The organism is Stutzerimonas stutzeri (assembly GCF_009789555.1).
Classification (GTDB): Bacteria; Pseudomonadota; Gammaproteobacteria; order Pseudomonadales; family Pseudomonadaceae; genus Stutzerimonas; species Stutzerimonas stutzeri_R.
The window spans coordinates 1,668,221-1,689,905 of sequence record NZ_CP046902.1; the positions used below are offsets into that span (position 1 = coordinate 1,668,221).

At 62.8% G+C, this 21,685-nt stretch carries 22 protein-coding genes; 11 read left to right on the forward strand and 11 right to left on the reverse strand.

Going from position 1 to position 21,685, the window contains the following annotated elements; translation table 11 throughout:
* Positions 1-38: 38 nt before the first annotated feature.
* The 5 genes from GQA94_RS07775 to GQA94_RS07795 all read right to left on the reverse strand — a co-directional run bounded on the left by GQA94_RS07775 (position 39) and on the right by GQA94_RS07795 (position 5,345).
* Positions 39-914 carry a DUF4198 domain-containing protein gene (locus GQA94_RS07775; RefSeq protein ID WP_158187471.1) on the reverse strand — a complete coding sequence of 292 codons (876 nt, stop codon included), beginning with the start codon at positions 912-914 and terminating at the stop codon, positions 39-41.
* 14 nt (positions 915-928) lie between these two features.
* Entirely contained in the window at positions 929-1,438 is a 510-nt protein-coding gene (locus GQA94_RS07780; RefSeq protein ID WP_158187472.1) for a DUF2271 domain-containing protein, read from the reverse strand.
* Positions 1,439-1,447: 9 nt separating this feature from the next.
* Positions 1,448-2,041: a PepSY-associated TM helix domain-containing protein gene (locus tag GQA94_RS07785; RefSeq protein ID WP_158187473.1), complete on the reverse strand. Its 594-nt coding sequence runs from the start codon at positions 2,039-2,041 to the stop codon at positions 1,448-1,450.
* Between the two features lie 163 nt (positions 2,042-2,204).
* Positions 2,205-4,406, reverse strand: a complete 2,202-nt coding sequence (locus GQA94_RS07790; RefSeq protein WP_158187474.1) for a TonB-dependent receptor domain-containing protein — start codon at positions 4,404-4,406, stop codon at positions 2,205-2,207.
* A 249-nt stretch (positions 4,407-4,655) separates the two neighbouring features.
* The gene (locus GQA94_RS07795; protein WP_158187475.1) at positions 4,656-5,345 is read right to left on the reverse strand and encodes an SIMPL domain-containing protein; all 690 of its coding nucleotides are present in this window, start codon (positions 5,343-5,345) and stop codon (positions 4,656-4,658) included.
* 149 nt (positions 5,346-5,494) lie between these two features.
* On the opposite strand from GQA94_RS07795, the gene GQA94_RS07800 reads away from it, so the two are divergent.
* The 6 genes from GQA94_RS07800 (at position 5,495) to GQA94_RS07825 (ending at position 10,325) form a co-directional block, all read left to right on the forward strand.
* Positions 5,495-6,748: an ATP-binding protein gene (locus GQA94_RS07800; RefSeq protein ID WP_158187476.1), complete on the forward strand. Its 1,254-nt coding sequence runs from the start codon at positions 5,495-5,497 to the stop codon at positions 6,746-6,748.
* Positions 6,749-6,780: 32 nt separating this feature from the next.
* A complete protein-coding gene (locus tag GQA94_RS07805; RefSeq protein ID WP_158187477.1) occupies positions 6,781-7,341 on the forward strand; it encodes a response regulator transcription factor in 561 nt (186 codons plus the stop codon).
* A gap of 115 nt (positions 7,342-7,456) precedes the next feature.
* Positions 7,457-8,398 (forward strand): AEC family transporter, encoded by a 942-nt coding sequence (locus GQA94_RS07810; protein WP_158187478.1) that lies wholly within the window; start codon positions 7,457-7,459, stop codon positions 8,396-8,398.
* Positions 8,399-8,567: 169 nt separating this feature from the next.
* The gene (locus tag GQA94_RS07815; protein WP_158187479.1) at positions 8,568-9,551 is read left to right on the forward strand and encodes a M23 family metallopeptidase; all 984 of its coding nucleotides are present in this window, start codon (positions 8,568-8,570) and stop codon (positions 9,549-9,551) included.
* Complete coding sequence (locus GQA94_RS07820; protein WP_158187480.1) at positions 9,532-9,888, forward strand: hypothetical protein; 357 nt, start codon at positions 9,532-9,534, stop codon at positions 9,886-9,888. Before GQA94_RS07815 ends, GQA94_RS07820 begins: the two co-directional genes overlap by 20 nt.
* Before the next feature lie 14 nt (positions 9,889-9,902).
* The gene (locus GQA94_RS07825) at positions 9,903-10,325 is read left to right on the forward strand and encodes a bactofilin family protein (RefSeq protein WP_158187481.1); all 423 of its coding nucleotides are present in this window, start codon (positions 9,903-9,905) and stop codon (positions 10,323-10,325) included.
* 56 nt (positions 10,326-10,381) lie between these two features.
* Here the strand turns inward: GQA94_RS07825 and GQA94_RS07830 are convergent, their stop codons facing one another.
* From GQA94_RS07830 to gatC, 6 genes are all read right to left on the reverse strand, one after another.
* Positions 10,382-11,470, reverse strand: a complete 1,089-nt coding sequence (locus GQA94_RS07830; RefSeq protein ID WP_158187482.1) for a calcium/sodium antiporter — start codon at positions 11,468-11,470, stop codon at positions 10,382-10,384.
* Positions 11,471-11,498: 28 nt separating this feature from the next.
* A complete protein-coding gene (locus GQA94_RS07835) occupies positions 11,499-12,584 on the reverse strand; it encodes a calcium/sodium antiporter (RefSeq protein ID WP_158187483.1) in 1,086 nt (361 codons plus the stop codon).
* 33 nt (positions 12,585-12,617) lie between these two features.
* On the reverse strand, positions 12,618-13,001 hold the full coding sequence (locus tag GQA94_RS07840; protein ID WP_158187484.1) for a septal ring lytic transglycosylase RlpA family protein: 384 nt from the start codon (positions 12,999-13,001) through the stop codon (positions 12,618-12,620).
* A 169-nt stretch (positions 13,002-13,170) separates the two neighbouring features.
* A complete protein-coding gene (gene gatB / locus GQA94_RS07845) occupies positions 13,171-14,616 on the reverse strand; it encodes an Asp-tRNA(Asn)/Glu-tRNA(Gln) amidotransferase subunit GatB (RefSeq protein ID WP_158187485.1) in 1,446 nt (481 codons plus the stop codon).
* Positions 14,617-14,626: 10 nt separating this feature from the next.
* Positions 14,627-16,078 carry an Asp-tRNA(Asn)/Glu-tRNA(Gln) amidotransferase subunit GatA gene (gene gatA, locus GQA94_RS07850; RefSeq protein WP_158187486.1) on the reverse strand — a complete coding sequence of 484 codons (1,452 nt, stop codon included), beginning with the start codon at positions 16,076-16,078 and terminating at the stop codon, positions 14,627-14,629.
* 14 nt (positions 16,079-16,092) lie between these two features.
* Positions 16,093-16,380 carry an Asp-tRNA(Asn)/Glu-tRNA(Gln) amidotransferase subunit GatC gene (gene gatC, locus GQA94_RS07855; RefSeq protein ID WP_158187487.1) on the reverse strand — a complete coding sequence of 96 codons (288 nt, stop codon included), beginning with the start codon at positions 16,378-16,380 and terminating at the stop codon, positions 16,093-16,095.
* 313 nt (positions 16,381-16,693) lie between these two features.
* On the opposite strand from gatC, the gene mreB reads away from it, so the two are divergent.
* The 5 genes from mreB (at position 16,694) to rng (ending at position 21,662) form a co-directional block, all read left to right on the forward strand.
* Complete coding sequence (mreB, locus tag GQA94_RS07860; protein WP_025242938.1) at positions 16,694-17,731, forward strand: rod shape-determining protein MreB; 1,038 nt, start codon at positions 16,694-16,696, stop codon at positions 17,729-17,731.
* A 265-nt stretch (positions 17,732-17,996) separates the two neighbouring features.
* On the forward strand, positions 17,997-18,956 hold the full coding sequence (gene mreC / locus GQA94_RS07865; RefSeq protein ID WP_256371961.1) for a rod shape-determining protein MreC: 960 nt from the start codon (positions 17,997-17,999) through the stop codon (positions 18,954-18,956).
* Positions 18,953-19,441: a rod shape-determining protein MreD gene (mreD, locus tag GQA94_RS07870; RefSeq protein ID WP_158187488.1), complete on the forward strand. Its 489-nt coding sequence runs from the start codon at positions 18,953-18,955 to the stop codon at positions 19,439-19,441. The genes mreC and mreD overlap by 4 nt, the downstream gene beginning before the upstream one ends.
* A gap of 85 nt (positions 19,442-19,526) precedes the next feature.
* Positions 19,527-20,117 carry a Maf family protein gene (locus GQA94_RS07875; protein ID WP_158187489.1) on the forward strand — a complete coding sequence of 197 codons (591 nt, stop codon included), beginning with the start codon at positions 19,527-19,529 and terminating at the stop codon, positions 20,115-20,117.
* An 87-nt stretch (positions 20,118-20,204) separates the two neighbouring features.
* Positions 20,205-21,662, forward strand: a complete 1,458-nt coding sequence (rng, locus tag GQA94_RS07880; RefSeq protein ID WP_158187490.1) for a ribonuclease G — start codon at positions 20,205-20,207, stop codon at positions 21,660-21,662.
* The last annotated feature ends 23 nt before the right edge of the window (positions 21,663-21,685 follow it).

A 21,685-nucleotide genomic window follows, 5' to 3' on the forward strand; every position in this document is an offset into this window, starting at 1 on the left:
GGCAGCGGCAGCCCGTCGCCGCTGCCGTTCGCGCACCGTTAAGGCGCGAGCACTTCCAGCGTGGCGCTGTAGCTGGCTCGGCGCTCGGTGGCGGGCTGGGTGACGCCCTTGTCGGTCTTCAGTTCCGCCTCCAGCCAGTACATGCCGGCTTCCGGCCAGGTGATGCTGACCTTGCCTTGTTCATCGGTTTTTGCATTGATCTCGCCGAGCTGGTCGCGATAACGATTGCCGCCAGGAATCACGCTGATCTCGACGCCGGCTGCGGGCTTGCCGTCGAGCAGGAAGGTGAACTCGGCCGCTTCGCCGGCGAACAGGTCATTGGGGTGAGTGATCGGAGCCAGTTCCAGACCCTTGCCCGTGGTTTTCAGTACCGTCTCGGTGGGGTTGCCGGAGGTCACGAAGACTTCCATGCGGCTGCTGGTCTGGCTCACCTTGAGGTCGTCGGCCTTGGCCGGAACATCCTTGGCGAAGCTGTCCGGGCTGCCCATCCAGCGCCGGGATTGGCCGTTTTCCTTCCAGCTGGCGAACAGCCCGTCGTTTGCAACGGCCAGCTTATAGGTGCCTTTTTGCGTCAGATGCAGGTCGAAGGTGCTGCGGTAGCGCCCGAGATTGCCGTTTTCGGCCTTGAGCGTCGAACCATCCGGTGCGAGCAACTGAAGCTCGGGGGCCGGGCGTGGGCGCATGCCCGGAGGGCCGCCAGCCGGCGCGTCATCGAGATTGCCGATGCCCTTGAGGCGTAGCGGGAAGTGTTCGAAGTAGAACAGGTCGTTGGAGACGGCTGCGTCCACGGTGATCCAGGGATCTTCGCCAGACAGGACGGTCGCCGACGGCAGCATCCAGGCACGGTGGGCCTGGGCGGAGAGGGGCAGGCAGACCGCCAGTGCCAGGGCGGTCCATTTGATCATTGGTTTCATATCGGCTTCCTGAGTCAGGGGGTGACAGTGACGGAAATGGCGCCCAGTTCGCTTTCGCCCTGGGCCTGGTGGGTCTGCGGTCGGGTGGGCGGCCAACTGAACGGAACACGCAGCAATTCGCGCCCCCCCACCTCCCGGGCGGCTTCTACAACCAGGCGGTACTCGCCGGGCGCCAGGTCTTCGAGCGGAGCCTGATCGCCATCGAAGGACAGGCTATGGTGGCCGACGGCGCGGGTCGCGGCGCTGACACCGTCAATCGGCAATTCGACGGTGCGTCCGCTGCGTCGCCACCACTGGCGCAGGTCCTTCAGCCATTTCTCGCCTTCCTTGTCCTTCAACTTCGTGTCGTACCACACCGCCAGGTTGGCGGCGTGGCTCTGGTCCGGACGCTCCAGCCAGATCGCCACGTAGGGGCGGTGATACTCGGCGACCTGCAGTCGCGGAATCTCGACGGAAACTTGCAGATCGGCCGCCATCAGCGGCGCGCTGAACAGGGCGAGGGGCAACAGCACGGATTTACGCATCGCGGGTCCTTAGTGAATGAACAGCAGGGCCAGCAGCACCGGAATCACCAGGCCCAGCCCGACCAGTGGCCAGGTGCCGGGGCGGCCGGTTGCATGTCGCTGCAGCAGCAGCAGTCCGGTGAGGCTGAAAATGACGCAGGCTACGGCAAAGATATCGATGAACCAGCTCCAGGCCGTGCCGGTGTTACGACCCTTATGCAGGTCGTTGAGGTAGGAAATCCAACCACGGTCGGTAGATTCGTAGAGCAACTCGCCGTTTTCCAGCGCCAGGCTCAGCCAGGCATCGCCGCCAGGGCGGGGCAGGGCGACGTAGAGTTCGCCGTCGCTCCATTCGGCGTCCCGGCCGGTCAAGTCGATGCTCAGCTCGTTCTCCAGCCAGCCTTTCAGATCGTCCGGCAGGCCTTCGGCGGGCGGATCGGCCATTAGCGTTTGCTGCAAGGGCGCCGGCAGCGACGCCTCTCGTTCGATGATCGTCGGCTTCGCCTCGATCTGAGACGCATGGTTCAAGGTGATTCCCGTAACGGCGAACAGCAACATGCCAACCAGGCACAGCGCGGAGCTGATCCAGTGCCATTGGCGCAGGGTGCCGAGCCAGAGTTGCATGGAAATCCTTTGTTCGAATGGGCGGTGGCGCGATTCTAGGGTGCTTCCAGGTTGAATGCTAAAGATTTACAGACAGCATACATTCGCGTCTGCGAACCCCGGCTCCAGCCTCACACAACGAAGCCGGGCAGGCCCGGCTTCGTTGCGTTGCGTTGTGCGTGGATCAGAAGGTGAAGTTGGCGGACATCCAAAGGCGACGGCCTTCGGGGATATAGCCTGCGGTGGAGCGGGTGCTGTGGCTGTATTCGCTGACGTAGTCCAGGCCACTGCTGCCGATATAGGCGTCGCTGCGCAGGAAGTCCTTGTCGAACAGGTTGTGGATGGTCGCCTGCAGCGTCAGGTTCTCGGTCGCCCGATAGGCGGCGCCCAGATGGAACAGGCTGTATGCGCTCAGCTCGTTGCCGACCTGATCGTAAACGGCAGCGTCGTTACCGGTGAGGTTCGCACGGGCATCGAGATAGCGCAGGGTGTCGCTGCGGTATTCATAGGCCAGCCAGGTTTTCAGGCGGTCGGTCGCCTGCCAGTTGAGGCGAGCGTTGAGCATGTGATCCGGTGTGTTGGTCAGCGGACGGCCCTTGTTGTCGCCGCTTTTCTGTTCGCTCTCGGTGTAGGTGTAGTTGGCGTTGACCCACCAGCCGGCGGCGATCGGAACTCGGGTGGCCAGTTCGATGCCTTGGGTCTCGGCTTCGCCGACGTTGACCAGTTGGCCGTATTCGGTTTGCGGTGTGCCGACCAGCAGATCGCAGTAGGTGCCGCCTGGATTGGTCAGACAGTTGACCGGCGAGTCGTTGACGATCTTGTCTTTGAACTGCGTGTGGAACAGCGTGGCGTTGGCATTGAATCCGCTGTAGTTGTCGTAGTAGACACCCATCTCGTAGCTGGTTGACTCTTCAGGGTCGAGGTCCGGCGTACCGACAGTGATGATCTCGCCTTGGCCTGTGACACCATTGATACCGTCGTGCAGGTCATTGATGTTGGGGGTCTTGTAGCCTTTGCTGACCCCACCTTTCATGGTCCAGGCGTCGGTGGCGTTCCATACCAGATAAGCGCGCGGGCTTATATGACCGCCGAAGGATTCATGGTCGTCATAGCGCGCGCCCAAGGTAAGCGCCAGGTCATCACGCATGCGCCACTCGTTTTCGGCGAACAGTGCCCACGTGGTTTGCTCGAACGTTTCCGGGGCGATGGCATCTTCCATTTCCGCTTCCCACCACTGGCCGCCGACGGTCAGCAGGTTGGCGTCGCCGATGGGCGTGACCAGTTTGCTATCGAACACCAGGTTGGTGGTTTTCAGGCCACGGTCGTCGCCGACCCGTACGCCGGGTAAGCCGGCGTTACCGCCAATGGGTTCGCCCGGAATGGTGCGGCCAATGGTTTTGGTGGTGTTGCGCATCAGGCTGGAATCCAGCGTACCGAACGCGAGGCGGGCCGTGTGAGCGAGGGTCGCCTGTTCACGTTCGAAGCGAAGCTCGTCGCTGTAACCGTTGGCGGCCAACGGGTCGGGTGCGCAGACTCTGTTACGTCCGTCCAGGGTGCCTAGCTGGCATTCGTCGTTGCCGTAAGTCTGTACGGAACGGTCGAGATCCAGCGTGATGTCGTGATCCTGGGTCGGCGTGTAGGACAGTCGCCCACCCGCGCTCCAGTTTTCGGCTTCGACCGGCGACGGTCCGCGACTGCTCAGCGGAACGTGAGAGTCGGAAAATTCCAGGCTGGAGCTGTCGCGGTCGTAAAAGCTGCCGCGTAATGCCAGGCCGAGCGTGTTCTCGATCAGCGGGCCGCCAGTGTAGAAGTTGATTTTCGAGCTGTCGCCGTAATCGTGGTTTTCCTGCAGCGTGTGCTCGACGCCGATTGCCGAACCCCACTCGTTGCCGACCTTGCGCGTAATGATATTGACCACGCCGCCCAGCGCATCGGAGCCATACAGGGTGGACATCGGGCCGCGGATCACTTCGATCCGCTCGATTGCCGAAGGCGGTGGCATGAAGCTGGTCGAGGTTTCGCCAAATCCATTCGGCGCCACGTCCCCCGGCGCGTTCTGGCGACGCCCGTCGATGAGAATCAGGGTGTACTCGCTGGGCAGGCCGCGCATGCTGATGTTGAGCCCACCGGTCTTCCCGGTGTTGCCGCGCACGTCCACGCCCTCAACATCCTGCAAAGCCTCCGCGATGCTGCTGAATCGCTTCTCCTGCAACTCCTCTCGGGTGATCACGCTGATGCTCGCCGGCGCTTCGGTGATCTTTTGTTCGAAGCCCGAGGCGCTGACCACGGTGTCACTCAGCGTGACAGGATCGGTCTCGGCGAGAGCGGGGAGGCTGCAGCTGAGCAGAGCGGCGGCAAGCGCGGAGCGAGTGAACGGGGCATGCATGCGCAGTAAATCCTTTTTTGAGAGAACCTGTGGTGCGCATGATAGTGATTCGCGATTGCTGCTGGGAATGATATCGCTTCTAGAACGCCGGCAAGACCCCCTCCGCTGGGCTGGGGGCCTTGCGCCGTCCGGCTTTGCGGAGGTGTTTCAGAGTGTTTCTGCAGGCGCCCCGGCTGACCTGGCCAGACGAAGCCGCCGGTGAAGGGCGCGCCGGTGCCCGCCCGCAACGCTATCGACAGGAACGCGGCCTCAGGGCATCTGGACTTCGATGACGCCGTCCGCGTTGATGCTGACCTGACGGGTGCCGGCCTCGACCTCGGGCGTCGGCATCGAGTCCATGGCCTTCATGGCGAAGTTGCGCATGACCGGCTGGTAGCCGCCGCTGCTCAGGTTGAGGCTGACAATCTTGTAGTCGCTACCGCCGAGCGCTTCGGTGGCCAACTGGGCGCGGGCGCGGAAGGCGGCAACGGCATCCTTGAGCAAGGCATCTTCGTTCTGCTTGCGGATTGCGTCGGAAACGCTGAACTGCATGCTGCCCATCTTCAGGTCGTGCATCAGTTCGCCGGTCAGCTTGGAGAGGGCGGCGAAATCGCCGCTTTCCAGGCGCAGCTCGGCGCGTTCACGCCAGGCGGTGATCTGCTGGCCTTTTTCTTCATAGACCGGATAACTGCTGCGGCTACCCTGGCTGACGACAATGTCCCTGGCCTGACGCGCACGCTGCAACGCTTTGTTCATGGCCTCGGTCGTCTGTGCGGCCAGCTGTGCCGGGTCTTCGTGCTGGGCCTCGCTGTAGAGCGTGACGTGCATGCGGTCGTGGGCGACTTCACTACTGGCTTCGGCGCGAAGGGCGATCTGGTTGTAGTGCTGCTCGTCGGCAGCGGCGGGCAGGCAGGCGATGCAGGCGAGCAGCGCAACGCTGCGAGGGGCGGAAACGAACATGGAGACTCCTGGATTCGATGGCACCAGCGGTGCGGCGCACAGACTTTAGCCCGTCGACAGGTCATATGCAGGTTTTCATGCGTCGCGTTGCCGCAGATGAGCTGGCTATCTGGCGGCTTGGTTATACTCGCGAATCCTTTGGAGAGTCTATGTACGCCACCGTCCATCTGCTGTCTGCCAGTCGCCAGAACCTCCGTCTGCTCACGCTGATCCGCGTCCTCGTACTGGCTGCCCAGGCCGGCGCGGTGGGGCTCGCCTACGCCACTCAGATGTTCGGGTTGCCGTGGTTCCATCTGGGCGTCACGCTGGCCGTTTCCGCGTTGATCTGCCTGGGCACGGCGTTGCGCCTGCGTGGCCCGTGGCCGGTCACCGACCTTGAATACGCCGCGCACCTGGCCACCGACCTGCTGATCCACAGCGCACTGCTGTATTACTCGGGCGGCTCGACCAACCCTTTCGTTTCCTACTACCTGGTGCCGCTCACCATCGCCGCGGCGACACTGCCCTGGCTGTACTCGGTGGTGCTGTCCGGCCTGGCGCTGGTGGGCTATACCTTGATGCTGGTGTGGTACGACCCGGTCATCGCCCCGCCGATCGATCGCACCACGCTGCTGGTCTACGGAATGTGGCTGAGTTTCGCCCTGGCTGCGGCGCTGATTACTTTCTTCGTCGCACGTATGGCCGAGCAGTTGCGCCGCCAGGAGCAGTTGCAGGCCCAGCGTCGCGAAGAAAGCATGCGCGATCAGCAACTACTGGCCGTGGCGACACAGGCGGCCGGTGCCGCACATGAGCTGGGAACGCCTCTGGCGACCATGAGCGTGTTGCTCAAGGAACTGCGCCAGGAATACCAGCAGGGTCCGTTGAACGAAGACCTGGCGTTGCTGCAATCGCAGGTCCAGTTGTGCAAGGAAAGCCTGCGGCAGCTGGTCCGCGCGGCGGAGGCGGACCGCCGGCAGGCAATCGTCGAACAGAGCGTGCGCGCCTGGGTCGAGTCGGTGCTGCAACGCTGGCACCTGATGCACCCCGAGGCAACCTATCGCTTCCAGTGTCTGGGCAAGGGCACGCCGCCTCGTTTGATGCCGCCAGCTGATCTGGGGCAATCTCTGCTCAATCTGTTGAATAACGCCACCGATGCGAGCCCGGATAATCTGGACATCCGCCTGGACTGGGATGCACAGTGGATCAAGCTGACCATCCGGGATCATGGCGCTGGCGTACCCTTGGCCATCGCCGAACAGATCGGCAGGCCCTTCATCACGACCAAAGGCAAGGGATTCGGCCTCGGTCTGTTTCTGAGTCAGGCCAGCGTTACGCGTGCCGGCGGTACGGTGAAGCTCTACAATCACGAAGACGGTGGCACTTTGACCGAGTTGCGCTTGCCGCATGGCTCGGTCAGGGCATGAGCCTGACGTGTCCCTATGCGAGGAATGCAAACATGAGCGAAGAGTTGCAGCACGAAGGAGAAGAACAGCCTCATCTGCTGCTGGTGGATGACGACCCGACATTCACTCGGGTAATGGCCCGCGCCATGAGTCGCCGTGGTTTACAGGTCAGGATCGCCGGGTCGGCCGAGGAAGGGCTGGAGCTGGCCAAGCAGGAACTGCCCGATTACGCGGTGCTGGACCTGAAGATGGAGGGCGATTCCGGGCTGGTCCTGTTGCCGAAGCTGCTCGAACTCGACCCTGAAATGAAGGTGCTGATCCTCACGGGCTATTCGAGCATTGCCACCGCCGTCGAGGCCATCAAGCGTGGCGCCTGCAACTATCTCTGCAAGCCGGCCGATGCCGACGATGTCCTGGCTGCATTGCTGTCAAAGCATGCCGATCTCGACACGCTTGTGCCGGAAAACCCGATGTCCGTGGATCGCCTGCAATGGGAGCACATTCAGCGCGTGCTCGCCGAGCATGATGGCAATATATCGGCTACAGCCCGCGCCTTGGGCATGCATCGGAGGACGTTGCAGCGCAAACTGCAGAAGCGCCCGGTGAGGCGATAACCGCTGCGGCCCATTGTCCGCCGCCCTGATCGAAACGCATGGCCGTAGCCTTGGCTTCAAGCTGATGGTTCAACTCCGGTTAACATAGCGCGGCCCGTCATCCCAGAGTTCGCCCATGCTTTCCGTCGTCATCCAGACCCTGAGCGTCACCGCCCCGGTCTTCGTCATGCTGTTTGTCGGTGTAGCGCTCAGGCGACTGGGCTGGATCGATGCAGCCTTTATCCAGACGGCCTCATCGCTGGTATTCAACGCCACGATGCCGACGCTGCTGTTCCTCTCGATCATCCGGGCCGATCTGGACGCGGCCTTGCAGCCGGCCCTGTTGAGCTACTACGTCTTCGCCACCGTGACGATGTTCTTCCTCGCCTGGGCCTGGGCGCTGTGGCGCTGCCCGCAGGTGGATCGCGGCGTCTATGTTCAGGGGGCGTTTCGCGGTAACAACGGGATTGTCGGCCTGGCGCTGGCGACCAGTCTTTACGGGGACTACGGCTTGTCGCTGGGCGGTGTGCTGGCGGGCGTGGTGATACTGGTCTACAACAGCCTCTCCGCCCTGATCCTGGCCATCTACAATCCCGACGGACAGGCCCGGGCCGGCGCGATCCTGCTCAGCATCCTGCGTAACCCGCTGATCATTGGCGTGACCATGGCCGTCCCCTTCGCCTATTGGCGGATTCCGCTGCCGGATTGGCTGATGACCTCCGGCCAGTACTTCGCGCAGATGACTTTGCCGCTCGCGCTCATATGCATTGGAGGCACGTTGTCGCTTTCAGTCCTGCGCGAGAGCAGCCGAATGGCGATGAGTTCGAGCCTGATGAAAATGGTCTGGCTTCCCGCGCTGGCGACCGTCGGCGCCTGGCTGTTCGGCTTCCGCGGCGCGGAACTGGGGATTCTGTTTCTCTATTTCGCCAGCCCGACGGCCTCCGCCAGTTTCGTCATGGCGCGGGCGGTGAATGCCAACCATCAGCTGGCTGCGATCATCATCGTAGTCACGACATTGATGGCGGCGGTGAGCATCAACCTCGGGCTATTTCTGCTGGGCTGGCTGGGCTGGATCTAGGCATCGGCTCCCCGGTTTGTGACCGGGGTTGGCTTTTCGGCTTAAGAGATGCGCCGGGATGGTCGTAATCGGACTATAGCCTCAGAAAAAAGTTCCGGCTTGCCTGACATTGCTCCGGATGATCGACGGCTTGCCAACTGAGGTTGGCCCCTTGTTTCCGGAATTGATGATGTCGTTTTATTCACCTTCGAACCGAGCACTGACGCGCGATGCCAACCGCGTCGTCAGTCAGCGTCGCAGGCTCGCCCCAGGGCTGGCGTTGCTGTTACTGCTCAATCTCGTCACGTTCGCAGGCGGTGTCTGGATCGGGCGGGATGTAGACGACGAGCCCGCAGCGGTTCGTCTGGATGAGCCGGACCTGGATCGCGAAGGGCTGTTCGCCGTCGCGCGCGTAGGCAAAGTGGTCGGGCGGCTCAAGTCCCTGGAATCCGATGTGCTCGCGCTTCAGGAAATGATGGCCGAGCAGCGTATTCTGAGCGCGCAACTGTCGGCCCTCGACCCGACCCTGCTGCCTGCGTTGGTACCCGACCGCTCGACCCATGAGCACGCCGGGCAGGGCGGTATCCTGTTGCCGCCAAGAGCCTGCTCGGAAGACCTGTCGTTGGACCCCGATAGCGTATCGCTGGAAGACCTTGAGCGTACCGAGGCGTCCGCGCGCTGCATGCGTGCGGTGCTGGACGGGATGATGCAGCGCGTCGCCGAGCGTAATGCGGCGCTGATGGCCATTCCCTCGCGCCGTCCTGTCGGTGACGCACGGCTGGGTTCGGCCTTCGGCAACCGCATCGACCCATTTCGAAAGCAGGTGGCCTTTCATTCCGGGGTGGACTTTGCATTGCGTACCGGCTCCGACGTGCTCGCCGCCGCGGGTGGTCGGGTTCGCTTTGCCGGCACCCGCGGCGGGTACGGCAAGCTGATCGAGATCGACCACGGCAACCGACTGGTGACGCGCTACGCCCATCTGTCGCGCATGCACGTGCAGGCGGGCGACGTGGTGACCCCCGAGCAGCGGATCGGCGCGGTTGGGTCCACCGGTCGGTCCACCGGCCCGCACCTTCATTTCGAAGTGCTGCACAAGGGGCGTTTCGTCGACCCGCAGCGCTTTCTGGCCCTCGGCGATCTGGAGCGAGTCAGCGATGCTCAAGCTGACGACTAGGCCGCCGGATACGCGCAAGTTGGTGCGCGCCGAGCATCGCTTGCTGACCGCACGTCCCGGCCGCCCCTGGCTATGGAGTATCGCCGCGTTGCTGTGCCTGGTGGCCGCGCTGCTCTACCTGCGCATCGAAGAAGACGCGTCCCACGCGCAGCAGCTTGCTGCGCTGGTTGCCCAGAATCACGCGCTGGACGATGCGCTCGAGCAGGCCCGGCTGCAGCGTCGGGAAGCCGAAGCGACGCACGAGCAACTGTTGGGGCGCATTGCCCTGTTGTCCACGCAGATCGAGCGGTTGCAGACCGACCTGGCGTTCTTCCGGCAGCAGAAGAACGCCCGTTAAGCTTGGAGTAAATGATGTTCAGCAAGAAGAAGCCGGTACGCCTCACGATCGACCAATTCTCTAGCCTGATTTCCGGCAACGTATCGCTGACGGGCGACATGGTGTTTGAGGACGGGTTGAAGGTCAGCGGCACGATCACCGGAAACGTCTGCCACAAGCCCGGAACGCACAGTCTTCTGGCGCTGAGCGCCGAAGGCCGGATCCAGGGCAGCGTCAGCAGCCACGACGCGCTCATCGATGGCACCATCGAGGGTGATCTGGTTGTCGAGCACGTGCTCGAACTGCATTCCAACGCGCGGGTGCGGGGCAACATTCGCTACCGCCAGCTGAGCATGGAGAACGGTGCCGTGGTCGACGGCACGTTGAGCCGGATGAGCGACGAAGCAGACACCGGGCAGGTCGTGGAGTTGCCACGGCTGCAGGCCCGTGAAGGCTGAGCCGAGGCGCTTGCCGAGCCGCCGGGACCCGCGCTATCCAGGCGGCATGGGTCGTTTCAGCGCTGCTGCTTCCAGGCTCGGCTGGCAATGACCAGCAGGGTCACCGCTGTCAGCGGGATGACGTAGCCGATCATCGCGTCGCCGAGGGTTTCGGCAAACGGGCGTCCGGTGCTGACCATCACCAGGTAGAGCGTATAGGCGACGTAGTAGGCGAGAAACAGCAAGCCTTCCCAGCGGTTGATGGTATAGCCGGTGAAAAAGATCGGCAGGCAGGCCAGGGCCACCGCGATCATGACCGGGAAATCGAAAGCCAGCGCGTTGGCGGCGACGGTAATCGCTTCAGGCGACACCAGGGAAGCCAGCCCCAGGACGCAGAGCAGGTTGAAGATATTGCTACCGACGATATTGCCCACGGCGATGTCACGCTCACCGCGGATGGCGGCGAGGATCGAGGTTGCCAGCTCCGGAAGCGAGGTGCCGATGGCGATCACCGTCAGCCCGATCACCAGCTCCGACAGCCCCAATGCGCGCGCCAGCGATACGGCGCCCTCCACGAGGAAATTCGAGCCGGTCACCAGTAGAACCAGGCCGGCGATGACCAGGCCGGCGTTGATCAGCGTGGCATGGGGTTTTGGTGTTTCGTCGAGGCCGAACTCCTTGGCGAATTCGTCGTCGGCTGTCGCCGCGGCACTGGCGCGTCGGCTGCTGACGATCAGAAACAGGGTGTAGGCGATGACGGCGGAGAACAACAGCGCGCCGTCCAGGCGACTGAGCGAGCCGTCCCAGGCCAGGGCATAGGTGACCAAGCTGGCGCCGATCATGATCGGCACATCGAGGCGGATCAACTGTCGGGACACGATCAGCGGCGCGATCAACGCGGTCATGCCGAGGATCAGCAGCACGTTGGCGATATTGCTGCCGATTACGTTGCCGATGGCGATATCGCCGCTGCCATTCAGCGAGGCTTGCACGCTCACCGCGGTCTCCGGTGCGCTGGTGCCGAAGGCTACGACGGTGAGGCCGATGATCAGCGGCGGAATGCCGAACTGTGCAGCCAGCTTCGCCGCGCCCCGTACCAGTACCTCGGCACCCGCGACAAGAAGGACCAGGCCTGCAATCAAATAGACGAATGTCATCAGGGACACGAAAGGGGCGCTCCAGGAAAAGGGGGGCTCAGCGCTGGTGTTTCCAGGCGCGCAGAAAGATCACCAAAAGCGTGATGGCGGTCAAGGGCAATACGTACCAAGTCATTGCATGGCGCAACAGGTTGATGGCGGGCAGGCCGGTGGAGAACATCACCAGGTAAAGCGTGTAGGCCATGTAGTAGCCAAAGAACATCGCGCCTTCCCAGCGGTTGATTCGATAGCCGGAGAAAAAGATCGGCAGGCAGGCCGCGAATACCGCAAGCATGACCGGGAAATCGAATGCCAGCGCATTGGGAGAAATGGACAGGCCGCTGGTCGAGACCAGCGCGCCTGCACCCAGCACCAGTAGCAGATTGAAGATGCAACTGCCGACGACGTTGCCGACGGCGATGTCGCGCTCGCCACGGTAGACCGCCAGCAGGGACGTCGCGAGTTCCGGCAGCGAGGTGCCAACGGCGATCACAGTGAGTCCGATCACCAGTTCGGACAAACCAAGCGCACGCGCCAGGGCTACCGCACCCTCGATCAGCAGGTTGGAGCCAGCGACCAGCAGGCCCAGGCCAAGCAATACCAGCAACAGTTGGGGGACCCAGGCGAGCGCGCTCGCCTGGCTGTTGACCCCGTATTCGATTGTGAACTCATCCACCTGGGCACGCTGCTTCTCGCGTTTGCTGGCGATGACCAGAAACACTGTGTAGAGCAGCAGAAGTGCGAGCAGGATGCAGCCATCGAGCCGGCTGACGTTGCCGTTCCAGGCAAGGGCGAAAGTCAGTACACCGGCGCCGATCATCACCGGCACGTCGAGGCGCACCAATTGGCGCGATACCAGCAACGGTGCGATCAGGGCCGACAGTCCCAGGATCAGGAGAATGTTGGCGATGTTACTGCCGATCACATTGCCGACCGCGATGTCGCCGCTGCCGTTCAGCGAGGCCTGTATGCTGACAGCCGTTTCCGGTGCGCTGGTACCGAACGCGACAACCGTCAGGCCAATGATCAACGGCGAGATGCCAAAGCGCGCCGCCAGTTTCACCGCGCCGCGTACCAGGGCCTCGGCGCCTGCCACCAGCAATACCAGTCCGCCGATCAGGTAGGCGAATATCATCAAACTCATCGCAACTCCGTGTCTGTCGGCGTACAGGAACTGTCAGTCCACCGTTTCGATCTTGACCCTGACGACGCCGTCTTCGAGCAGGTCGAGGTCGGCCGCCGCAACCCGGGACAAGTCGATGATGCGTCCCGGTTTGAATGGGCCACGATCGACGATGCGAACCGTGACCTGTTTGCCATTGTCCAGGTTGGTCACTTTCACCCGCGTACCGAACGGCAGGGTCTTGTGCGCGGCAACCCGTTCGTTCTGATTGAAGGTTTCGCCGCTGGCCGTCTCTTCACCATGGAAGCTGCGAGCATAGTAGGAAGCCTTGCCTTCCTGGGTGAAGGTGCTTTGTACGTTCGAGTCGGCATCCTGCCGTTCGCCGCAACCGGCCATCAGGCCGAAGAACAGCGGAACGAGCAATCGTCTGGTTCGCATGCGCCAATCCTTCCTGGACCGTCGGCTGGATATCCGGCTGGCGGCGGGCTCTAAGGTCTCGAAAGGCTTTGAGCGTCAACCGAGGCAGCCGTTCAACCGCGAGCGCCGAGGCGAGGCCGAGCCCCGGATCGGCGCAAGCGAGGCGAACCAAAGGGTCCGCCTTGGGCGGTCACCCCTCGAGTTTGCTTTTGAGCAACTGATTGACCTGGGCGGGGTTTGCCTTGCCTTTGGACGCCTTCATCGCCTGGCCGACGAAGAAGCCGAACATCTTGCCGCGCTTGGCTTCATCGCTGGCGCGATATTGCTCGACCTGCTCGGCATTGGCGGCGAGTACCTCGTCCAGCATCGCTTCGATGGCGCCCGAGTCCGTGACCTGCTTGAGGCCCTTGTTCTCGATGATTTCATCGGCCGTGCCTTCGCCTGCCGCCATCGCCTCGAACACCATCTTGGCGATCTTGCCGCTGATGGTGTTGTCCTTGATGCGCTGAATCATGCCGCCCAACTGCTCGGCAGACACGGGCGATTGCACGATGTCCAGATTGTCCTTGTTGAGCAGGCTGGACAGCTCGCCCATCACCCAGTTGGCCGACAGCTTGGCGTCGCCGCAGGTGCGCTGGACCTGCTCGAAATAGTCGGCCAGCTCGCGGCTGGCGGCCAGGACGTCTGCATCGTAGGCGGACAGGCCGAACTCGCGCTGGAATCGCTCGCGCTTTTCTACCGGCAGTTCGGGCAGGCTGGCGCGGACCTCATCGAGGAACCGCTGTTCGATCACTACCGGCAGCAGGTCGGGGCAGGGAAAGTAGCGATAGTCGTTGGCTTCTTCCTTGCTGCGCATGGAGCGCGTTTCATCCTTGTTCGGGTCGTACAGGCGCGTTTCCTGCACCACCGTGCCGCCGTCCTCGATCAGCTCGATCTGCCGCTGGACTTCGTGATTGATCGCCTTCTCGATGAAGCGGAAGGAGTTGACGTTCTTGATCTCGGCGCGGGTGCCGAATTCGGCCTGACCCTTGGGGCGAACCGACACGTTGCAGTCGCAACGCAGCGAGCCTTCGGCCATGTTGCCGTCGCAAATCCCCAAGTAGCGCACCAGCGCATGGATCGCCTTGACGTAGGCCACCGCTTCCTTGGCGCTGCGGATATCCGGCTCGGAGACGATTTCCAGCAGCGGGGTGCCGGCACGGTTGAGGTCGATTCCGCTCATGCCGTGGAAATCTTCGTGCAGGCTCTTGCCGGCGTCTTCTTCCAGATGCGCGCGGGTGATGCCGATGCGTTTCTGCGAGCCGTCTTCCAGAGTAATGTCGAGGAAGCCCTTGCCGACGATGGGGTGATCCATCTGGCTGGTCTGGTAGCCCTTGGGCAGGTCCGGGTAGAAGTAGTTCTTGCGAGCGAAGACGTTCTTTTCGGCGATCTCGGCGTCGATTGCCAGGCCGAACTTGCAGGCCATGCGCACGGCTTCGGCATTGAGCACGGGCAGGGTGCCGGGCATGCCCAGATCGACCAGGCTGGCCTGGGTGTTGGGTTCGGCACCAAAGGTCGTGGCGCTACCGGAGAATATCTTCGACTGGGTGGCGAGCTGTGCGTGGATTTCCAGCCCGATTACGGTTTCCCATTGCATCATTAATTCCTCAGAATCCGGCCGGGGCGCGCAGGTGCCAATCGGTAACCTGCTGGTACTGGTGCGCCACGTTGAGCAGGCGCGCCTCCTGGAAATAAGGCGCCAGTAGCTGCACGCCTACCGGCAGCCCGTCGATGAATCCGGCGGGCATCGAAAGGCCCGGAATACCGGCCAGGTTGGCGGTGATGGTGTAGATGTCTTCCAGATAGGCCGAAACCGGATCGGCGTTCTTCTCGCCAAGCTTCCAGGCCAGATTCGGCGTGGTCGGGCCGAGAATCACGTCGACTTCGTCGAATGCGCGGACGAAGTCGTTCTTGATCAGTCGGCGAATCTTTTGCGCCTTCAGGTAGTAGGCGTCGTAGTAGCCCGCGGACAGCGCATAGGTGCCGACCATGATGCGACGCTTCACCTCGTCACCGAACCCTTCGGCGCGTGAGCGCTTGTAGAGGTCGGTCAGGTCGACGGGGTCTTCGCAGCGATAGCCAAAGCGCACGCCGTCGAAACGCGACAGGTTGGAGCTGGCTTCAGCAGGCGCGATCACATAGTAGGAAGGGATCGCGTGCTGCATGTTCGGCAGGCTGATTTCTTTCACCGTCGCGCCGAGCTTCTTCAACTCGTCCACGGCGCGCATCACTGCATCGGCGATCTTCGGGTCGAGACCTGCGCCGAAATACTCCTTCGGCAAGCCGATGCGCAGGCCAGCCAACGGCTTGTCGAGTGCGGTGAGGTAATCATCCAGCGGCTGGTCGACGCTGGTGGAGTCCTTCGGATCGAAGCCGGCCATGGCCCCGAGCATCAGTGCGCAATCTTCGGCAGTGCGCGCCAGCGGGCCGCCCTGATCGAGGCTCGATGCGTAGGCGATCATGCCCCAGCGCGAAACCCGTCCGTAGGTGGGCTTGAGTCCGGTCAGGTTGGTGAGTGCGGCGGGCTGGCGAATCGAGCCGCCGGTGTCGCTGCCGGTGGCGGCGGGCAGCAGGCGCGCTGCAACCGCAGCCGCCGAGCCGCCGGAGGAGCCGCCTGGCACCCGGCTCAGGTCCCATGGATTCTTGACCGCGCCGTAGAAGCTCGACTCGTTGGCCGAACCCATGGCGAATTCGTCCATGTTCAGTTTGCCCAGGGATACGGCGCCAGCCGCCGCGAGCCGTTCGACGACGGTAGCGTCGTAGGGTGACTGGAAACTGTCGAGAATCTTCGAGCCGCAACTGGTGCGCACGCCCAGCGTGCAGAACAGATCCTTGTGACCAATCGGCGCGCCCAGCAGCGCGCCATCCTCACCCTTGGCACGGCGTGCATCGGCTGCGCGCGCCTGATCGAGCGCCTGTTCTTCGGTGACGGTGATAAAGCTGTTCAATTGCGGATCGAGCGACTGGATGCGCGTGAGCAGCGAGCGGGTCAGCTCTTCGGCCGAGAAGCGCTTGTCGGCCAGGGCGCGCGCGATTTGCGCGAGGGTCAGTTGATGCATGTCGGCGTCCTTCATCACTCGATCACCCGCGGAACCAGATACAGACCGTTCTCGACAGCCGGTGCGATTGCCTGGAAGGCCTCACGCTGATTGCGCTCGGTGACGTCATCGGCGCGCAGGCGCTGTTGGGTTTCCAGCGGGTGGGCGAGCGGCTCGACGCCGGTCGTGTCGACCGCCTGCATGCGGTCGATGAGGCCCAGGATGTTGTTCAGGGTCTCGGTGGTACGGGGCAGGTCGTTTTCATTCAGGCCCAGACGGGCCAGATGAGCGATCTTTTCCACCTCGGAGCGTTCAAGCGCCATCGGGATTCTCCAGCGGGAAGCGAGTCGGGTACGCCTTCCGTCGGCAAAGGCCGACGCAAGAGCGGCAGGGTCGAGCCGCGGCGGTGGGCATTCAGGCCCGGAAAAGCCGTCAATCTTACATGCCTGCGGCGCTTGTCGGTAGCACGGCTGCGGCTTGCCGGTTATCGGCGGCTGTTTCGCTTCTGGTCATATTTTGAGCGGTAGCGCACGTCCGCTTCGAGCTGCGCCGACGTGCGCCTTGCCCTAACTTCGCACCATTGTTAGAGTTTGCGGCACTTTTTTCCCCACGCGTTTGCCCCAGGGCCCTTTCCCCATGTTCAAGAAACTGCGTGGCATGTTTTCCAGCGATTTGTCGATCGACCTGGGCACTGCCAATACCCTCATTTATGTGCGCGACCGCGGCATCGTTCTGAACGAGCCGTCCGTGGTTGCCATCCGTTCCCACGGCAACCAGAAAAGTGTCGTCGCGGTGGGCACCGACGCCAAACGCATGCTCGGCCGGACCCCGGGCAATATCAACGCCATACGGCCCATGAAGGACGGCGTGATTGCGGACTTCAGCGTATGCGAAAAGATGCTGCAGTACTTCATCAACAAGGTTCACGAAAACAGCTTCCTTCAGCCCAGCCCCCGCGTCCTGATCTGCGTGCCCTGTAAGTCGACCCAGGTCGAGCGCCGCGCGATTCGTGAATCGGCCCTCGGTGCTGGCGCGCGCGAAGTCTTTCTCATCGAAGAGCCGATGGCCGCGGCCATCGGTGCCGGGCTGCCGGTCGACGAGGCGCGCGGTTCGATGGTGGTCGATATCGGCGGCGGCACCACGGAAATCGCGCTGATTTCCCTTAATGGCGTGGTCTACGCCGAATCCGTGCGGGTTGGCGGCGATCGTTTCGACGAGTCCATCGTCACCTATGTGCGTCGCAACTATGGCAGCCTGATCGGTGAATCCACCGCAGAGCGGATCAAGCAGGAAATCGGTACCGCGTTCCCCAGCAGCGATGTGCGCGAAGTCGATGTTCGCGGGCGCAACCTGGCCGAAGGCGTACCGCGCAGCTTTACCCTCAATTCGAACGAGGTCCTCGAAGCACTGCAGGAATCGCTGGCCACCATCGTCCAGGCGGTCAAGAGCGCGCTGGAGCAATCGCCGCCCGAGCTGGCTTCGGATATTGCCGAGCGCGGCCTGGTGCTGACTGGCGGTGGCGCATTGTTGCGTGATCTCGACAAGTTGCTGGCGCAGGAGACCGGCCTGCCGGTCATCGTGGCCGAAGAGCCGCTGACGTGCGTGGCACGCGGTGGCGGCCGGGCGCTGGAAATGATGGACCGGCACGCGATGGATCTGTTGTCCACGGAGTGAGTGACAAGCGCTAGCAGGCCGTTAAAAAACTAGCTGCGTTGGCAATACTTCGTTGAAACCAGCCTCAGAATGCTCAGAAACCTAAACTGCGCTTCTTCGGCTGTTTTCGCCTCGTCTTGCCTGCCTCGCCTACGTGTTTCAACGGCCTGATAAGCTCCAAGCGCAAGCCGATAGCAGGGTCGTCCTGCTCTCGGCTTGTCGCGTTTAGTTTGAAGCCTTCAGCTGCGAGGACTCGCCCATCAAACCACTGTTCGCCAAAGGACCCTTGCTCGGAGTGCGCTTGCTGGTGCTCTCTGTGCTCTGTGTTGCGTTGATGGTGGTGGATGCGCGCTTCGAGACGCTGAAACCGTTGCGCAGCCAGATGGGATTGGTGCTCACACCTTTCTATTGGCTGGCCGACCTGCCGGTGCGCACGTGGCAACGCGCGACCGAGCAGATCAGCAGCAGCACCAGCCTGGTGGCCGAGAATGAGAAGCTCAAGGCCGAGGCGTTGCTGATGCAGCGCCGCTTGCAGAAGCTGGCGATGCTGACCGAGCAGAATGTGCGGCTGCGAGAGCTGCTCAATTCCGCCGCCCTGGTCGACGACAAGGTGATCGTCAGCGAGCTGATCGGGCTGGACCCCAATCCCTTTACTCATCGCATCCTGATCGACAAGGGCGAGCGCGACGGGGTATTCCTTGGCCAGCCGGTGCTCGACGCCAGCGGCCTGATGGGGCAGGTCGTCGAAGTCATGCCCTATGCCGCTCGGGTGCTGTTACTGACCGATGTGACCCATAGCATCCCGGTGCAGGTCAATCGCAATGGCCTGCGGGCAATCGCAGTGGGCACCGGTAGCCCGGATTATCTCGAGTTACGCCATGTCGCCGAGACGGCGGACATCAAGGAGGGCGACCTGCTGGTCAGCTCCGGATTGGGACAACGCTTTCCCAGCGGCTACCCGGTTGCCCAGGTCACCGAAGTGGTACGCGGTTCCGGCCAGCCGTTCCTGATCGTCCGCGCCATACCCACCGCCATGCTCAATCGCAGCCGGTATCTGTTGCTGGTGTTCAGTGATTCGCGTACGCCGGAAGAACGCGCCACCGCGGCGGCGCAGGCACAGGAGTCCGCCGACCGGGAGGCTGCCGAGCAGGCGACGAGCGAGCCGCTGGAAACGCCACCGCCGGCAGCGCCGGCAGCCACACCGTCGGCCCCGCCGGCCGCGTCAGGTAGCGAGGAGCAGCCATGATCCATGGGCGCCTGAACAATGGCTGGGTGATCTGGTTATCGTTGGTGCTGGCGCTGTTGCTCAGCGTGGCGCCCATGCCCGCCAGTCTCGGTTTGGCGCGCCCGCTCTGGCTCGGCATGGTCATCGCCTATTGGGCAATCACCTTGCCTCATCGTGGCGGGATGGTGGCGGCATTCTTCTTCGCGCTGATGCTCGACGTGCTCTCCGGTACCCTGTTGGGACAGAACGGTTTGCCGCTGATCCTGATCACCTTTCTGGTGCTCAATCTGCAGCAGCGCCTGCGGATGTTCCCGTTGCTGCAGCAAAGCCTGGTGCTGATGGTCATTCTCGGGATCGGTCAGCTGGTGCAACTGTGGTTGAACACGCTGACCGGTAATCGCCCGCCGACCCTGCTGTTCCTCATTCCCGTGCCGGTCAGCGCCTTGCTCTGGCCGTGGGTGTTCGTCGCCCTGCAATGGGCGCGTCGACGCTTCAACGTCTATTGAGCCCTGCCGGGGCGGCGCCAGGCCGCTTCCGGGGGCTGCCTGGATATGCGACCCTGCTCCGCTCGTTCGCTTTCAAGGAGCCGGCATGCCCGCACTGTTTCTTGCCTCCGCGTCGCCGCGACGCCGTGAGCTGCTCACCCAGATCGGCGTTCCATTTTCCCACCTTTCGGTCAGCATCGATGAGACGCCTGCCGCCTCGGAGCCGCCGGACGTCTATGTGCAGCGCGTGGCGCGCGAAAAGGCACTGGCAGGGCTGGCGCGGGTGACGGACGCCTCGGCCTGCGTGCTGGGCGCCGACACCACGGTCGTGCTGGACGGGCGGATTCTGGGCAAGCCAGCCGACAAGGCGCAGGCGCTGGCCATGTTGCACGCCCTGTCCGGGCGCGAACACCAGGTAATGACAGCCGTCGCGCTGGCCAGCTCGTCGGGCTGCGTGACGCGGCTGGTGACCAGCCGGGTGCGCTTTCGGCCGATCCGGTCCGACGAAGCCGAGGCCTATTGGGCCAGCGGTGAGCCGCAGGACAAGGCGGGTAGCTACGCGATTCAGGGCTGGGGGGCGATCTTCGTCAGTGCGCTGGAGGGCAGCTACTCGGGTGTGGTCGGCCTGCCGTTATGCGAAACGGCACAGTTGCTCGCCGCGCATGGGATCGAGTACTGGACTAAAAGCTCCGTTTAGAGCCTGTGGCTTGACGGCGTATGCCGTTAGAATCGAACCCATCCGTCAGCTTCGGCTGGTTCATCCGCCCATCGGCCGAGAATAACAATGAGCGAAGAGATCCTGATGAACATCACCCCCATGGAGTCGCGGGTGGCGGTGGTGGAGAATGGTGTGCTGCAGGAAGTCCATGTCGAGCGTACCCAGCGCCGCGGCATCGTCGGCAACATCTACAAGGGTAAGGTGGTGCGCGTGCTTCCGGGCATGCAGGCGGCGTTCGTCGACATAGGCCTGGAGCGCGCGGCGTTCATCCATGCGTCGGAAATTTCCAGCCGTGAAGGTAACGCCGTCGAGCCCATCAGTGCGCTGGTCCATGAGGGCCAGGCGCTCGTGGTGCAGGTCACCAAGGACCCGATTGGCACCAAGGGTGCGCGGCTGACCACGCAGCTGTCGATACCTTCGCGGTATCTGGTGTACATGCCCAAGACCAGTCATGTCGGGATATCCCTGCGCATCGAGGACGAAGCCGAGCGGGATCGCCTCAAGCAAGTGGTTGCCGAATGCATCGCGGCCGAAGGCATCAAGGAAACCGGCGGGTTCATCCTGCGCACCGCCGCAGAAGGCGCCGGCAGCGACGAGATCCTCATGGATATCCGTTATCTGCGCCGTCTGTGGGAGCAGATCGACGGGCAGATGAAAACGGCCGGCGCGCCCTCGCTCATCTATGAAGACCTGTCGCTGGCCATGCGTACCTTGCGCGACCTGGTCAATCCACGTATCGAGAAGATCCGGATCGACTCGCGGGAGAATTTCCAGAAGGTCAGCCAGTTCGTTGGCGAGTTGATGCCCGAGCTGAGCGAGCATCTGGAACATTACCCGGGCGAGCGGCCGATCTTCGATCTCTACAGCGTCGAGGACGAGATTCAGAAGGCGCTCGAGCGCAAGGTCATGCTCAAGTCGGGCGGCTACCTGATCATCGATCCGGCCGAGGCGATGACCACCATCGACGTCAATACCGGCGCATTCGTCGGCCATCGCACGCTCGAGGAAACCATCTTCAAGACCAATCTCGAATCGGCGACCGCCATTGCCCGTCAGCTGCGCCTGCGCAATCTCGGCGGAATCATCATCATCGACTTCATCGACATGGAGGACGAAGAGCATCGGCGGCAGGTCCTGCGCACGCTCGAAAAACAGCTGGAGCGCGATCACGCCAAGACCAACATCATCGGCATTACCGAGCTGGGGCTGGTGCAGATGACCCGCAAGCGCACGCGTGAAAGCCTCGAGCAGGTGCTCTGCGAGCCCTGTCTGTGCTGTCAGGGACGTGGCAAGCTGAAAACCCCGGAAACGGTCTGCTATGAAATCTTTCGTGAGATCCTTCGCGAGGCCCGCGCCTACCAGCCCGAGGGCTACCGCGTGCTGGCGAACCAGAAGGTCATCGATCGGCTGCTCGACGAGGAGTCAGGCAATGTCGCCGACCTGGAGAGCTTCATCGGTCGCTCGATCAAGTTTCAGGTCGAATCCATGTATTCCCAGGAACAGTACGATGTGGTGCTGCTCTGAATAGAAGCACGCCTGGCCATGCA

Bases quoted from the DNA above. Each gene is read 5' to 3' on its own strand.
- GQA94_RS07775 (WP_158187471.1), bottom strand. From the start codon at position 914: ATGAAACCAATGATCAAATGGACCGCCCTGGCACTGGCGGTCTGCCTG.
- GQA94_RS07780 (WP_158187472.1), bottom strand. From the start codon at position 1,438: ATGCGTAAATCCGTGCTGTTGCCCCTCGCCCTGTTCAGCGCGCCGCTG.
- GQA94_RS07785 (WP_158187473.1), bottom strand. From the start codon at position 2,041: ATGCAACTCTGGCTCGGCACCCTGCGCCAATGGCACTGGATCAGCTCC.
- GQA94_RS07790 (WP_158187474.1), bottom strand. From the start codon at position 4,406: ATGCATGCCCCGTTCACTCGCTCCGCGCTTGCCGCCGCTCTGCTCAGC.
- GQA94_RS07795 (WP_158187475.1), bottom strand. From the start codon at position 5,345: ATGTTCGTTTCCGCCCCTCGCAGCGTTGCGCTGCTCGCCTGCATCGCC.
- GQA94_RS07800 (WP_158187476.1), top strand. From the start codon at position 5,495: ATGTACGCCACCGTCCATCTGCTGTCTGCCAGTCGCCAGAACCTCCGT.
- GQA94_RS07805 (WP_158187477.1), top strand. From the start codon at position 6,781: ATGAGCGAAGAGTTGCAGCACGAAGGAGAAGAACAGCCTCATCTGCTG.
- GQA94_RS07810 (WP_158187478.1), top strand. From the start codon at position 7,457: ATGCTTTCCGTCGTCATCCAGACCCTGAGCGTCACCGCCCCGGTCTTC.
- GQA94_RS07815 (WP_158187479.1), top strand. From the start codon at position 8,568: ATGTCGTTTTATTCACCTTCGAACCGAGCACTGACGCGCGATGCCAAC.
- GQA94_RS07820 (WP_158187480.1), top strand. From the start codon at position 9,532: ATGCTCAAGCTGACGACTAGGCCGCCGGATACGCGCAAGTTGGTGCGC.
- GQA94_RS07825 (WP_158187481.1), top strand. From the start codon at position 9,903: ATGTTCAGCAAGAAGAAGCCGGTACGCCTCACGATCGACCAATTCTCT.
- GQA94_RS07835 (WP_158187483.1), bottom strand. From the start codon at position 12,584: ATGAGTTTGATGATATTCGCCTACCTGATCGGCGGACTGGTATTGCTG.
- GQA94_RS07840 (WP_158187484.1), bottom strand. From the start codon at position 13,001: ATGCGAACCAGACGATTGCTCGTTCCGCTGTTCTTCGGCCTGATGGCC.
- gatB (WP_158187485.1), bottom strand. From the start codon at position 14,616: ATGCAATGGGAAACCGTAATCGGGCTGGAAATCCACGCACAGCTCGCC.
- gatA (WP_158187486.1), bottom strand. From the start codon at position 16,078: ATGCATCAACTGACCCTCGCGCAAATCGCGCGCGCCCTGGCCGACAAG.
- gatC (WP_158187487.1), bottom strand. From the start codon at position 16,380: ATGGCGCTTGAACGCTCCGAGGTGGAAAAGATCGCTCATCTGGCCCGT.
- mreB (WP_025242938.1), top strand. From the start codon at position 16,694: ATGTTCAAGAAACTGCGTGGCATGTTTTCCAGCGATTTGTCGATCGAC.
- mreD (WP_158187488.1), top strand. From the start codon at position 18,953: ATGATCCATGGGCGCCTGAACAATGGCTGGGTGATCTGGTTATCGTTG.
- GQA94_RS07875 (WP_158187489.1), top strand. From the start codon at position 19,527: ATGCCCGCACTGTTTCTTGCCTCCGCGTCGCCGCGACGCCGTGAGCTG.
- rng (WP_158187490.1), top strand. From the start codon at position 20,205: ATGAGCGAAGAGATCCTGATGAACATCACCCCCATGGAGTCGCGGGTG.